10 protein-coding genes are annotated in these 12,919 nt (G+C 73.9%); 5 read left to right on the top strand and 5 right to left on the bottom strand.

Annotated features, from left to right (window positions below):
* Window positions 1-250: 250 nt before the first annotated feature.
* From UW392_RS09050 to UW392_RS09035, 4 genes are all read right to left on the bottom strand, one after another.
* Window positions 251-1,654, bottom strand: coding sequence for a hypothetical protein (locus tag UW392_RS09050; RefSeq protein WP_320774375.1), 1,404 nt, complete (start codon window positions 1,652-1,654; stop codon window positions 251-253).
* On the bottom strand, window positions 1,651-3,387 hold the full coding sequence (locus UW392_RS09045; RefSeq protein WP_320774389.1) for a DUF3492 domain-containing protein: 1,737 nt from the start codon (window positions 3,385-3,387) through the stop codon (window positions 1,651-1,653). Before UW392_RS09045 ends, UW392_RS09050 begins: the two co-directional genes overlap by 4 nt.
* A 232-nt stretch (window positions 3,388-3,619) precedes the next feature.
* Complete coding sequence (locus tag UW392_RS09040; RefSeq protein WP_320774374.1) at window positions 3,620-5,137, bottom strand: DUF3152 domain-containing protein; 1,518 nt, start codon at window positions 5,135-5,137, stop codon at window positions 3,620-3,622.
* Between the two features lie 8 nt (window positions 5,138-5,145).
* On the bottom strand, window positions 5,146-6,168 hold the full coding sequence (locus UW392_RS09035; RefSeq protein ID WP_320774373.1) for an alpha/beta hydrolase: 1,023 nt from the start codon (window positions 6,166-6,168) through the stop codon (window positions 5,146-5,148).
* A 271-nt stretch (window positions 6,169-6,439) separates the two neighbouring features.
* On the opposite strand from UW392_RS09035, the gene UW392_RS09030 reads away from it, so the two are divergent.
* From UW392_RS09030 to UW392_RS09015, 4 genes are all read left to right on the top strand, one after another.
* A complete protein-coding gene (locus tag UW392_RS09030; RefSeq protein WP_320774372.1) occupies window positions 6,440-6,673 on the top strand; it encodes a hypothetical protein in 234 nt (77 codons plus the stop codon).
* A 193-nt stretch (window positions 6,674-6,866) separates the two neighbouring features.
* Window positions 6,867-7,508, top strand: coding sequence for a TetR/AcrR family transcriptional regulator (locus UW392_RS09025; protein WP_320774371.1), 642 nt, complete (start codon window positions 6,867-6,869; stop codon window positions 7,506-7,508).
* A 166-nt stretch (window positions 7,509-7,674) separates the two neighbouring features.
* Window positions 7,675-7,902, top strand: a complete 228-nt coding sequence (locus UW392_RS09020; protein ID WP_043503917.1) for a DUF3107 domain-containing protein — start codon at window positions 7,675-7,677, stop codon at window positions 7,900-7,902.
* A 177-nt stretch (window positions 7,903-8,079) separates the two neighbouring features.
* Window positions 8,080-8,349 (top strand): hypothetical protein, encoded by a 270-nt coding sequence (locus UW392_RS09015; protein ID WP_320774370.1) that lies wholly within the window; start codon window positions 8,080-8,082, stop codon window positions 8,347-8,349.
* Window positions 8,350-9,010: 661 nt separating this feature from the next.
* On the opposite strand, the gene UW392_RS09010 is transcribed toward UW392_RS09015, so the two are convergent.
* Window positions 9,011-9,757 carry a ferritin-like fold-containing protein gene (locus tag UW392_RS09010; RefSeq protein ID WP_320774369.1) on the bottom strand — a complete coding sequence of 249 codons (747 nt, stop codon included), beginning with the start codon at window positions 9,755-9,757 and terminating at the stop codon, window positions 9,011-9,013.
* 506 nt (window positions 9,758-10,263) lie between these two features.
* Between UW392_RS09010 and UW392_RS09005 the strand changes: the two genes are divergently transcribed.
* A complete protein-coding gene (locus tag UW392_RS09005) occupies window positions 10,264-12,903 on the top strand; it encodes a DEAD/DEAH box helicase (RefSeq protein WP_320774368.1) in 2,640 nt (879 codons plus the stop codon).
* Window positions 12,904-12,919 lie beyond the last annotated feature (16 nt).

The raw sequence follows: 12,919 nt of genomic DNA, 5'->3' as shown, positions 1-12,919 counted from the left end.
GGTGGGCAGGGCCCGGGGGGCGGGGCGGGACGGTGTGGCGGGGAGTGCGCGTGGTGGCAGGCGAGCGTCCGCGGTCACGCGCGCGGGTGCCTCGCGCCGGCGCGGGGCGCGGTGCGGAGCGCTCTCGCCGCCGCGCGGGCGCCGCGACGGGTGACGAGCGCGTGGCCGTGCGGGCGGCGACCGGTTCGGTCGCGCGGTTCGCGGTCGGAAGCCGCTGTCCGGGGAAGGGCCGGGCGGAGAGAGGGCGTGGTCATCGGCGCGGCTCCGGGTGGGCGTGGGCCGAGGCCCTCGTGAGCCGACGGGCCGCGTGGAGCAGGAGGACCAGGGCTCCGGCGCCGCACGCGGCGGTCGGGACGCTTCCCGGGCCGCAGGCGGCGACCAGGGCCTCGACAGGGGCGGCCAGGGCGTCGCAGCCGGGCAGCCGGCTCGCGAAGAGGGCCGCCAGGGCGGTGGCCTCGACCGTCGCCGCCGCGGTGAGGACGAGCGCCGGGGCGTGTGCGGAGCCGTGGCGGGCGAGAAGACGGGCCAGCAGCAGGAGTGCGCCGAGCGGGAGGGCCTGGGCGTAGGCCGCGGGCTCGTCCAGGACGGTGCCGGTGAGGAAGAGGAGGGCCGACAGGGCGCACAGGAACGCGGCGAGGCTGCCGAACAGCAGGGGGCGTACGGAGGCGGCGAAGTCTTCGAGGCCGCGGCTGGCCGAGAGCCTGCGCCCGGCGCGCACCCCGAAGAGGCGGATGCACCAGGCCGCGGGTGCGCAGGCCAGGGTCAGGGCCAGGGCCGGCGCGACGGTGACGGGCCAGGGGCCGTCGTCGGCGCCGGTGGGCAGCCCGTCGGGGCCGCCGCCGAGAGCCGCCGTGAGGAGGCCGTCGCCCAGGACGGCGTAGGCGGTGAGCCAGAGGATCCAGAGGACCGGGTGGTGGCCGGCGGGGTCGTTCGGCCTGCCCCGGCCGAGCAGCGCGCGCACGGCGAGGAACACGGCGAGGGTGCCGACGGCGGCAATGACCAGGCGAGGCCGCCCATGGGTGAGGTGCAGGCCGGCGACCGTCGCCGTGCCGAGTGCGCCCGGGAGCAGGGTGAGGGCGATCCAGCCGGCGCGAGGCCGGGGCGCGGGGACATCGGCCGGGGCGGCGGTCGCGGGTCCGGTGGGGTCGGGGGCCGGTTCGGGCCGGTCGCCGTCGTGCGGGACGCGGGCGTACATCTCCTCGGCGAGGGAGAACACGTCGCGGTGGCGGAAGCGGGAGGCGGTCCGGTCGGTGACGCCGTGGGCCTCCAGGCCCGCCGCGATCTCCAGGGGGTCGACGGCCCGTTCGCACAGCTCGCGGTGGCGGTGGATCAGGGCTTTCACGGGGTCGGCGCCGGGGCGGCGGAGGGTGGTACGGCGATCGGCACCGACGGGGGCGAGGCGTGCGTCGGGGGCCGGTGCCGGGCCGGGGTCCGTACCGCCCGACTCCGGCGTCGGGTCCGGGTTCAGATCGGGGTCCGGGTAAGGGTCCCGGTGCGGATTCGTGGATGTCAGCGGAGCCGCCGCCGCGGCCGCCGCGGACGCCAGGGCGGACGCCGAGGCAGAGGCCGAAGCGAGGCAGGCGCGGGAGCGCTCGTCCCAGGCGCCGGGACTGGCCGGGGTGACGGGACGGTCAAGGTCGTCGAGGCCGCTCATCGCACCCCCTCGGTGGCGGGCGCCGTCACCCGGACCGGTGTGCCGGTCGCCCAGCCCGGCCCTCCTCGGGTGACCGCGCGGGACGCGGTGCGGGTCAGCCGGGGGCCGGGGACGTGAATCTCGGCGGGCACGCCGAACGGCAGGGGGGTGCCGGCATCGTCGAGGACCACCCGGTGGCGTGGCGTGTGCGCGAGGATCTCCAGGTAAATGCCCTGAAATGCCGCAGTGTTCTGTTCCACGGTGAAGAGCTCCAGTGCGCGGGCGCGCGCGGCGGCGCCCAGGCGCTCACGGCGCTCGGGGTCGCGCAGCAAGGACAGACATGCCTGGGCCAGCGCCCGGGGGTTGCGTGGCGGTACGACCAGTCCGGTGCCGCCGATGGCCTCCACCACCGCGCCGGCCTCCGTGGACACGGTCGCTCGCCCGCAGAACATGGCCTCGATCAGGCCGACCGGGAACCCCTCGACGACGCTGGAGCTGACGACCAGGGCGCCCGCGGCGCAGGCGTCGGCGACGGACGGCAGGTCCGGTCCGCCGATCTCCTCGAAGGTCACCGGGTTGCGGCCGACCGCGTGCGGGCCGTCGGCCTCGTCGGGAAAGAGCTGCGCGGCCAGGGCCCGGCAGTGGGCGAGATACTCGACGTCCCCCGCACCGCCGGCACCACCGGCACCACCGGCACCACCGGCACCGGAGATGATCCGCAGCCGCGTGCCCGGCCGCGCCCCGCGCACCTCGGCGAAGGCGTGCAGCAGGGAGACCAGGTCCTTGGCAGGTTCGATCCGGCCGACCCACACCAGGGTGCCGGGATCACCGCAGCCCCGCGCCTCGCCGACCTCGGCGAACGGGGACGCGTCCATACCCGCGTGGACCGTGCGCAGCCGGTCGCGGTCGGCGCCGCAGCGTTCCTGCCAGCGGCGCGCGTGCGCGTTGCCGTGGGTGACCAGGGCGGCCCGCCGGTAGATCGCGGCGGCGAGCCGGCCGTGGAACGCGGCGAGCAGGGTGCGTATGGCCGGTGAGGCGTCCGGACTGGTGAGGTAATGGGTGCGCAGCCGCACCCCGTACTCGGTCACCAGCAGCGGAACCCCGAAGAAGTGCTCGGCGAGCAGGCCGGGCAGGGCGGCCGCGCCACCGGACGCCGCGTGGCACAGGTCGACGGCGCCGAGGCCGTCCTCCTCGTACCAGTCGAGCGAGAGGGGGCGCAGGGCGCGCTCCAGGTGGGCGGCGACGGCGAGGAGATCGGGCACGCGCGCCTCGCGTGCGGGGTGCTGGGCTCCCGGCGCGCGACAGGCGCGCTCCAGGGCGCGTACGGCGGTCTCGGAGCGGAGTGCGCTCACCAGTCCGCCCGTGTCGCGGGCCAGTTCGGCGAGTCCGTGCAGGGCGCTGGCGAAACGGTCCGCCTCGGCGGTCGAGGCGTCCTCCGCCGCACCGGCCGGGTCCGGGCGGCCGGCCGCGCAGAGGACCGCGGCGAGTTCGCCGTAGGACTCGGCGAAACGTCGGCGCGCACGCCTGCCGTACACGATCCCGTCGTCCTCGGCCGTCCACAGCGGCGCGGTGCGTACGCGGCTGACCTGCGGCGGCAGCGGGACCCAGCCCTCGTCCTCCTGGCGCTCGCCGCGGCTGAGCGCGTAGACGTCGAACTCATGCTGCCCGAGCCCGCGCACGAGCCGGTCGCACCAGAGTCCGGCGTCACCGCTGACGTACGGGTAGCCGCCCTCTGTCAGTAGTCCGATGCGCACACGCACCCCCGATCTCCCGTATGGGGAGCCGCCGTTGGTCCGGCGGCTCGCAGCGGGACGAACGTATGCGGACAAGGCGGTGGCGCGACGGACGGTTGTCCATCGCGCCACCAGAAGGGGTGAACGGTCGTAACTTTCCCGCGCGGGGCGCGTTCGATCGCGCTAGGGGATCAAGCAGTCACCTGGGCGCCACGCCTCCGGCCGTGCGCCGGACGTGCGCCGCGGGCGCTGGTCAGCCGGACGGGTAGGCCCAGGCGTTGGGGCGGCAGCGGATGCCGTCGTACTCCAGGAACTTGGTCTGCTGCTGCATGACGGGGGCGAGGTCGCCGTTCTTGTCGCAGGTCACGTGGTTGTAGCCGAGACGGTGGCCGACCTCGTGGTTGATCAGCATCTGCCGGTACGCGTAGATCTTGTCGTCGCCGTAGGTCTTGGCGCCCTGCGCCCAGCGGTAGGCGTTGATCATCACGCGCTCGGTGGCGGCCGAGTCGCAGGAAACGTTGTCGACGGTGGTGTCCAGGCCAGACTTGGCGCACCAGTCGGCGGTGGTGCCCGGACTGGCGAGCGTGATCACGAAGTCAGGATCCCCGGAGTGGATACGTTCGAACGTACGGGCACCGTTGTGGGCCCAGCTCCGATCGTCGTTGAGCGTCTTCTGCACGGCCTGCGCGAAGAGTTCGCCGTCGAGGCCCAGCCCCTTCTCGACATCCACCCGGTAGGTGTACTTCTGCCCCTTGCCCGGCGCCTTGGCGATGCCGGGGACCGCGTCGAACTTCCCGGTGGCCTTGAGGTCGGCGGCGAGCGGATAGATCGTGCCCATCTTCTGGGCGTAGGTGAGCGGTGCCGAGCCGTTCTTCTCCGCTTCGGTGCCCGTGTCCGACTCCGACGTGCCCTCGCCCGCTCCCGAGGCCGCCTCGCTGGTGGCGCGCGCCTGGTCCGTGGCCGATCCGGACGCCGTGCCCGCGCCGTCGCGCCCGTCGGCGACCTGCCCGGCCACGACGATGGCCAGCACGGTGGTGACGGCCGCGGCGGCGACCCCGGTGAAGGCCCGCCCCTTGGCGCCCTTCTTCTCCTTGCCGTCGGCACGGTCGGGGCTGTCCCCGTCGGCGTGGACGGCGCCGGTCTCGGCGGTCCAGTCGGTGACGGAGGCGTAGGGGTCCTCGGTGGGGGCGTGCGCGTCGGAACGGTTGCGCGGGGACGTGGACGCGTGCGCCGCGTAGACGTTGCCGTCGTCACCGCTGCCGTCGTAGGCGTCCCTGCCGTCGAAAGCACGCCTGCCGCCGTCGAAGGCGTCGAGGTAGTCCTGCCGGGGACCGCCCGGGGGCGTCCGTCGCTGCCGCGGGAGGGGGACACCGGGGCTCTGCGCGGCGCCGGGGGCCCGGGTCGCGCCGGGACCGTGGGGCTGTGTCCCGGGTGCGCTGCCGGAGGGCCCGGACTCGCGGAACGCGCCCCAGCCGCCGCCCGGCTCCCGCTGCTCGGGGTGCCCGCCGCGCACCTGCCGCACGCCGTGCGCAGGAGTGCCGTCCGGCAGCCTGGGCACACCGCGGGACGGCTTGTCGTCATAGGCGCGCGGATTGCCGTCGTTGGACCGCGCGTTGCCCTCGTACGACCGTGTGTTGCCCTCGTTCGAACGCGGCGATCCGCGTCCCGGGGTGGTCCGCTCCTCCGGGCGTGCGCTCCGGCGTTGCCTTGCTGCGGCGGCGTCCGCGGGGTCGCCCTTGGGGGCCGGTCCGCGGCGGCTGTGGCGTCCCACTTCGCGCCTCAGCCTCCTGTGTTCTCGTCGGTGTACCTGTCCGCGACGGCGCGGTCCGCGCCGTCACCGGCCGCCGAACCGGCCGTGTCCGCGAGGAGTTCGCGGATGGCCGTGGCGACTGTCTGCGGATACTCCATCATGGCGACATGTCCCGCGTCCGGAAGGGTCAGCAGCCGCGAGTCGCGGAAGGCTCGGGCGGCCCGCCGGGCCATGCGGTAGCCGACGAGTCTGTCGCGGCCGCCGTACACGAGCAGCGTCGGCGCGAGGACGCGCTCGGCCTGGCGCCACAGTCCGTGCTGCCCGCCCACCGTGTAGGCGTTGACGATCCCCCGCGCGGAGCGCGCCATCGCGTCCCAGGTGTACGGCAGCCGCTGGCGCCGCTCCATCTCCTCCACCGCGTGCCGGAAACCCTCCTCCGAGACCTGGCCGGGGTCGCCGTAGCAGAGGGCCAACACACCGCGGACCCGCTGTTCGGCGGTCCAGTCACGGCTCATGCGCGTGAACAGCGCCGCGACGCCGGGCAGCGCCAGCAGTCCGGTCGGTACGGCGCTGCGCTGGACGCGGATCTCCGGCAGCGCGGGCGAGACCAAGGTCAGGGTGCGCACCAGGTCGGGGCGGACGGCGGCCACCCGGGTCACCACGGCACCGCCGAGCGAGTTGCCCACCAGGTGCACGGGGCCGCGCCCCGCGGCGTCGAGGTGGCGGATCACCGCGCGCGCGTGCGCGGTGATGGAGTAGTTGCCGTCGTCCGGCGGCGGGGAGTCACCGAAGCCGGGCAGGTCGACCGCCTCGTTCGCGGCGACGTCGTCCAGCAGCGGCATCAGCGCCGACCAGTTCTGCGAGGAGCCGCCGAGGCCGTGGACGTACAGGGCGGGCGGCAGTCCCTCCCGGGCCGGCCGCCGCGCACGCACGGTCAGCGTGATCCCCGGCAGATATACCGACCTCAGCCGCTCGCCCTCCGCCACCCTGACGGCCGCGACCTTCGGCAGCACGTTGGCGGGCGGCACGGACGGCAGCTCGGTCGAAGACATGCGGCAATGTTACGAGACGATCACGCGGTGGTTCATGTGTTCGGCGTCACAAAAGTGGTGCATTTGTTCGGCCGCCGACCGGCAGCACCGGATCGCACGGCGTCCGATTCGGGTGTCTCCTGGGCCCTGGAGGCTCAGAGACTCTCAGAAGCCCATAGGGGCTCTTAGGGGCTCGCGGAGAGGGCACCCGCGTGAGACCCCTGTAAGTACAGGGGCCGTCCGGGCGTTCACCGAACCGACCGAACCGACCGAACCGAAGGGAGCCAGCAGCATGGCCATCGACCCGACCGATCCCGAGACCTTCGAGGAGCTCGAAGAAGAGGGCGCGCAGGAGGCGCAGGACCTCGACGTCGAAGCGCCGGACGCCGACGCCGCCGAACAGCAGGCGGACCTCGCGCCGAGCCAGGACGACCCGCTGACCGGCGTCGATCCCGGCCGCGCCAGCGAGGGCGACCTCGCGGAGCAGGCGCGTGTGGTCTCCCTCGACGAGGACGACTACCGCTGACCCCGCCGACCCGGTGGCGGACAGCCGGAAGGGGCCTGCGCATGCCCGACCTGGCACTGTATGAAACCTATTGCACTTCTTTCGCCACTGTCCGGTCCGTGAAATTCTGCGCTCGCACCGCACACACCACGGTTACCGAAAAGTACGATGGCGGCGCGGCGCACACCGCACAGGGACGACTTTGGGAGGCGGCGTGACAGCCATCGAGCAGACAGAGGCGGCACGCCCGCGGGGTACGCGCCTGCCGCGTCGCGCCCGACGGAACCAGCTGCTGGGCGCCGCTCAGGAAGTGTTCGTGGCACAGGGCTACCACGCGGCCGCGATGGACGACATCGCCGAGCGCGCCGGAGTCAGCAAGCCGGTGCTCTACCAGCACTTCCCCGGCAAACTCGATCTCTACCTCGCCCTGCTGGACCAGCACTGCGAGGCGCTGATCCAGTCCGTACGGCACGCGCTGGCGTCGACGACCGACAACAAGCAGCGGGTGCGCGCCACGATGGACGCCTACTTCGCGTACGTCGAGGACGACGGCGGCGCGTTCCGTCTGGTCTTCGAGTCCGACCTGACCAACGAGCCCGCCGTGCGTGAGCGCGTCGACAAGGTCACGACCGAGTGCGCGGAGGCGATCTGCGACGTGATCGCCGAGGACACGGGGCTCTCCCGCGCGGAGTCGATGCTGCTCGCCTCCGGTCTGGGCGGCCTCGCGCAGGTGGTGGCCCGCTCGTGGCTGCACAGCGACCGCAGCGTGCCGCGCGACCAGGCGGTCCAGCTGCTGACCTCGCTGGCCTGGCGGGGCATCGCCGGATTCCCGCTGCACGGCATCGAGCAGCACTGAGGGGTCGCACGGCGATCCGTCGACGCGGTGCGTGCCGCGTTGTTCCCGACCACTGTTCGCTCCTGGCGTTGCCGCGCGGAGCGTGTACGTCCCCTCACCGGGCTAATGTGTGCTGGGTACGGCGCGGAAGATCGCGCACATCACTGACCGTCGGAGGGACATAGCCGTGGAGGTCAAGATCGGCGTGCAGCACGCGCCCCGCGAGATCGTTCTGGAGAGCGGTCAGAGTGCCGAGGAGGTCGAGCGCGTGGTGGCCGAGGCACTGGCCGGCAAGTCGCAGCTGCTGAGCCTCGTGGACGAACACGGCCGCAAGGTCCTGATCCCGGCCGACCGTCTCGCCTACGTCGAGCTCGGCGAGCCGGCTCCGCGCAAGGTGGGCTTCGGCGCGCTGTAGGCGCATCGGTATTCGGAGAGGGCCCGGCGGTGACCGACCGCCGGGCCCTTTCGCGTGTCCCGTCCCCCCTCACGGACCGGGCACAAGTCCCCCATAGGGGAGGATTGCATTCCGCAGGTCAGGGGTATGACGGCTGTGACTGTTCGCGCAGGCCGGCCGTGTGGGAGGGACCCCGACATGCTGTGGGAAGTGTTCAGCGCCGCGATCCTCGGTCTGATGCTGGCGTGGGCTGCCGCGCATCGGCTTTCGCACCGGCTCCCGGCCCGTGCGCTCGTGCTGCCGACCGGCGTCGCCGGAGCGCTTTTCGGGGCGTTCGTCACGCACAGCGCGCTGGGCGCCGCCGGTCTGCTTCCCGTCCTTCTGGGTGCGGCAGCCGTCTCCGCCGCGTCGCTCTCGCTCCTCCTGCGCCCGGCGGGAAGACTGCGCGGCCGATCGGCACCCGCCTGACCGGCCGCCGCCCTGGGCGCCGGCCCCTTCGGCGTCGGCTGCCCCCGGACTGAGGCCGGCTGCTGACCGCCCCCGGGGTGAGGCCGACTGCCGACCGACTCGGAGGGGCGTCCTCCATGAAGCCCCGGCAAGCGGTCCGGGCCCCGGCGACCGGTCCACCGGGAGCGCCCCTTAGGCCGGTCCCCGGCGACCGGTCCTTTGCGGCTGGTCCCCCGCGACCGGTCCTTTGCGGCCGGTCCGCCGTGACCGGTCCCTTGCGGCCGGTCCGCTGGGATCGGCCCACCACGACCGGTCTACCGGGACCGATCCACCACGACCGGCCTCCTGCGGCCCGCCCTCGGGCGACCGGTCCACCACGGCCGGTCCACCACGAACAGCCCATCACGACCGGTCCACCACGGCCGATCTTCTGCGGCCGATCTCCCACGACCCGGCCTCAGCCGCACCCCCGCGGCCGATCTCCCACGACCCGCCCTGGGGCGGCCTGTCGTTGGGCGACCCGTCCTCGGGCGGCCTGTCCGGAGCGACCGGTGCCGGAGCGACCGGCGCCGAAGTGGCCGGTGCCGCAGCGACCGGTACCGCAGCTGCCGGTGCCGGTGGCCAGTACCGCAGTGGCCGGTGCCGCAGCGACCGGTGCCGGAGTGGCCGGTGCCGGAGTGGCTCAGGCCGCCAGTCCCAGCGCCGCCATTCGCTTTGTGTGCGCCTCCGTGATGCGGGAGAACATCCGGCCGACCTCCGCGAGGTCGAAGCCGTCCGCGACGCCCCCCACCAGCATCGTCGACAGCGCGTCGCGGTCGGCGACCACCCGTTGGGACTGCGACAGGGCCTCACCCATCAGCCGCCGCGCCCACAGCGCGAGGCGTCCGCCCACGCGCGGGTCCGCGTCGATCGCCGCGCGGACCTTCTCCACCGCGAAACCGGCGTGCCCCGTGTCGTCGAGCACGGCCAGCACCAGTTCCCGGGTGTCGGCGTCGAGGCGGGCCGCGACCTCGCGGTAGAAGTCACTGGCGATCGAGTCGCCGACGTACGCCTTGACCAGGCCCTCCAGCCAGTCGGACGGCGCCGTCTGCTTGTGGAACCCGGCGAAGGCCGCGACGAACGGCTCCATCGCCGCCGTGGGCTCCTCCCCGATCTCGGCGAGCCGGTTCCGCAGCCGCTCGAAGTGGTGGAACTCCGCCGAGGCCATCTTCGCCAGCTCCGCCTTGTCCGCCAGGGTCGGTGCCAGTTTCGCGTCTTCCGCGAGCCGCTCGAACGCCGCCAGCTCGCCGTACGCGAGCGCTCCGAGCAGGTCCACGACCGCGGCGTGGTACTGGGGGTCGGCGGCGGCGCCCGACCAGTCCCGGTCGGCGACTGCGGTGCGTCCGGCGGGGGCGTCTGCGGCGGTGCCAGGCTTGTCAGAGCTCGTCATGGAGCGCACAATAGCCCGCCCGCCGACACCCGTAAGGGCCTGGTCAGTCACTGTGACGACAACTACGTGACCAATTCGGCCATCGCATGTGCGTGGATTCGAGGTATGGTGGTAATGCGCCTGCCGAGTATGTGACGTACGAGTACGCGACGTACGGCTACGTGACGTGTTCGTCGGGCCGCACGCATGAGGATGCCCGGTCGGTGGCCCGATCGGCTCCGCCCGACAGCCCTCCCGGCCGTACACCACGGTGTGTACGGCAGCCCGGAGGGGGACCCTCAGCGGTTCGAGCGCTAGAGCGTCGGCAGAGGTCCCGTGTCTACGGCTCGCCCGTAAGGCAGCCGACGTCCCCGGCACGGTCCGACACGACCCCCGCGCTCGCCTCGCACCGCGCACACAGAAGAGGCAGCACCCTGACTACGACGTTTCGTTCCCTCGGAATCCTTCCCGAGACCGCCGAGGCCCTGGAGGCCGTCGGCATCATCAACCCCTTCCCCATCCAGGAGATGACGCTCCCCGTCGCCCTCTCGGGCACGGACGTCATCGGCCAGGCCAAGACCGGCACCGGCAAGACGCTGGGCTTCGGCCTCCCGCTGCTTGAGCGCGTCACCGTCCCCGCCGACGTCGAGGCCGGCCGCGCCGCCCCCGACGCCCTGACCGACGCCCCGCAGGCCCTCGTCGTCGTCCCGACGCGCGAGCTGTGCCAGCAGGTGACCAACGACCTGCTGACCGCCGGCAAGGTCCGCAACGTGCGCGTCACCGCGATCTACGGCGGCCGCGCGTACGAGCCGCAGGTCGAGGCGTTGAAGAAGGGCGTCGACGTGGTCGTCGGCACCCCGGGCCGGCTGCTGGACCTCGCGGGCCAGAAGAAGCTCGACCTGAAGCACGTCAAGTGCCTGGTCCTCGACGAAGCCGACGAAATGCTCGACCTGGGCTTCCTGCCCGACGTCGAGAAGATCGTCAAGCTGCTGCCGGTCAAGCGGCAGACCATGCTCTTCTCGGCGACCATGCCGGGCGCGGTCATCGGCCTGGCCCGCCGCTACATGTCGCAGCCCACGCACATCCGTGCCACCGCGCCGGACGACGAGGGCCAGACGGTCGCGAACACCACGCAGTTCGTCTACCGCGCGCACAACATGGACAAGCCCGAGATGGTCGCGCGCATCCTCCAGGCCGAGGGCCGTGGCCTCGCCATGGTCTTCTGCCGCACCAAGCGCACGGCGGCCGACCTCGCCGACCAGCTCCAGCAGCGCGGCTTCGCCTCCGGCGCGGTCCACGGCGACCTCGGCCAGGGCGCCCGCGAGCAGGCGCTGCGCGCCTTCCGCAACGGCAAGGTGGACGTGCTCGTCTGCACCGACGTGGCCGCCCGCGGCATCGACGTCGAAGGTGTGACCCACGTCATCAACTACCAGTCGCCGGAAGAGGAGAAGACCTACCTGCACCGCATCGGCCGCACCGGCCGCGCGGGCGCCAAGGGTACGGCGATCACTCTGGTCGACTGGGACGACATCCCCCGCTGGCAGCTGATCAACAAGGCACTGCAGCTGGACTTCAACGACCCGCCGGAGACGTACTCCACCTCCCCCCACCTCTACACCGACCTCTCCATCCCCGAGGGCACCAAGGGCGTCCTGCCGCGCGCGGCCCGTACGCGCGCCGGTCTGGCGGCCGAAGAGCTGGAGGACCTGGGCGAGCCCGGGGGCAGGGGTGGCCGGGACCGCGGTCGCGGCGGCCGGGGCGGGCGGAACGACTCCCGTTCCGGACGGGACGACTCGCGTTCCGGACGGGACGACTCCCGTTCCGGGCCGGACGAGTCCCGGTCCGCCGACCGTGAGCGCTCGGCGCGCACGCCCCGGCGCCGGCGCCGTACGCGCGGCGGTTCACCCCTCGACGCGGCGGTCTCCGGCAACGAGGCGGCCACGGCCGTGACCGGTGCGACCAGCGCGGCTGGTGCGACCGGTGTGGCGGACGCAGGTACGCCGGGTGAGGACGAGAACGCGCCGCGCACCCTGCGCCGTCGCCGCCGCACGCGCAACGGAGCTCCGTCCCGGCAGTCGGTGGCCACGGCGGCGACGGAATCCCCCGTCGTTCCGGACGCCGCGCAGACGATCGTGGACTCAGTCCCGGCTTCGGCTTCGGCTTCGGCTTCGGAGGGCACGTCGTCCGCGGCGGTCACCGACGCCGTGGCCGCGCCGGTCACCGCGGTAGCGGTCGCGGAGGCGCCGACCGGCACCGAGGCCCCGGCGAAGTCGCGCCGCCGCCGTACCCGCAAGTCGGCGGAGGCTCCGACCGTCCCGGCACAGACCGTGCCGTCGGCCGAGGCCGTCACCGCCACCGAGGTGCCGGTGATCGTCGAGGCCGCTCCGGCCGCGACGGCCCCGGCGGCGACCGCACCGGCCGAGGAGGCGCCCGTCGCCAAGCCGCGCCGCCGTACCCGTAAGGCCGCGGCGGCCGCCGAGACGGCGGTCGACACCGCCGAGTCCACGACGGCACCGGCCGAGACGGCCCCGCAGGCCGCCGAGGCGAAGCCGCGCCGCACCCGCAAGACCGCGGCCAAGGCGACGGCCCCGGCCGAGACGCCGGTCGACGCGGCCGAAGGCACCGGCACCGGCACCACCGACGCCGCCGTGGCCGAGGTCGCCGACGTCACCGAGGCCAAGCCCAAGGCACGGCGGACCCGCAAGGCCACCGCCAAGACCACCGCCAAGGCCCCGGCCGAAACGGCGGCCGAAGCTGCCGTCGACACGGCGGAGGCCACCGAGGCCGACGCCGCGGCCGAGGTCAAGCCGAAGACCCGCCGCACCCGCAAGACGGCGGCGCCCAAGGCAACGGCGGAGGCGCCGGCCGAAGCGGCGGCCGAGACGGCGGTCGACACCGCGGCAGGCACCGAGGCCAAGCCCAAGGCGCGCCGCACGCGCAAGGCCACGGCCGAGACCACCGCCGACATCCCGGCCCAGACCGCCGCCGAACCCGAACCCGAGGCCAAGCCCCGCCGCACCCGCAAGACCGCGGCCACCAAGGCGACAGCCACAGCAGAGGGCACCGAGGGCATCGAGGGTACGGAGGCGGAGACCAAGCCCAAGGCACGCCGCACCCGCAAGGCCACCGCCAAGGCCCCGGAAGCCGCGGAGTCCCCGGAGAGCTGATCTCCCGCAGCCGAAG

This window comes from Streptomyces sp. CRN 30 (assembly GCF_034105845.1).
Note: the sequence above shows the minus strand (reverse complement) of the source record. Positions and strands in the feature narration are given on the sequence as shown.

Excerpts from the sequence above, each read along its gene's own strand:
- UW392_RS09050 (WP_320774375.1), bottom strand. The coding sequence starts at position 1,654 with ATGAGCGGCCTCGACGACCTTGACCGTCCCGTCACCCCGGCCAGTCCC.
- UW392_RS09035 (WP_320774373.1), bottom strand. The coding sequence starts at position 6,168 with ATGTCTTCGACCGAGCTGCCGTCCGTGCCGCCCGCCAACGTGCTGCCG.
- UW392_RS09030 (WP_320774372.1), top strand. The coding sequence starts at position 6,440 with ATGGCCATCGACCCGACCGATCCCGAGACCTTCGAGGAGCTCGAAGAA.
- UW392_RS09015 (WP_320774370.1), top strand. The coding sequence starts at position 8,080 with ATGCTGTGGGAAGTGTTCAGCGCCGCGATCCTCGGTCTGATGCTGGCG.
- UW392_RS09010 (WP_320774369.1), bottom strand. The coding sequence starts at position 9,757 with ATGACGAGCTCTGACAAGCCTGGCACCGCCGCAGACGCCCCCGCCGGA.
- UW392_RS09005 (WP_320774368.1), top strand. The coding sequence starts at position 10,264 with ATGACGCTCCCCGTCGCCCTCTCGGGCACGGACGTCATCGGCCAGGCC.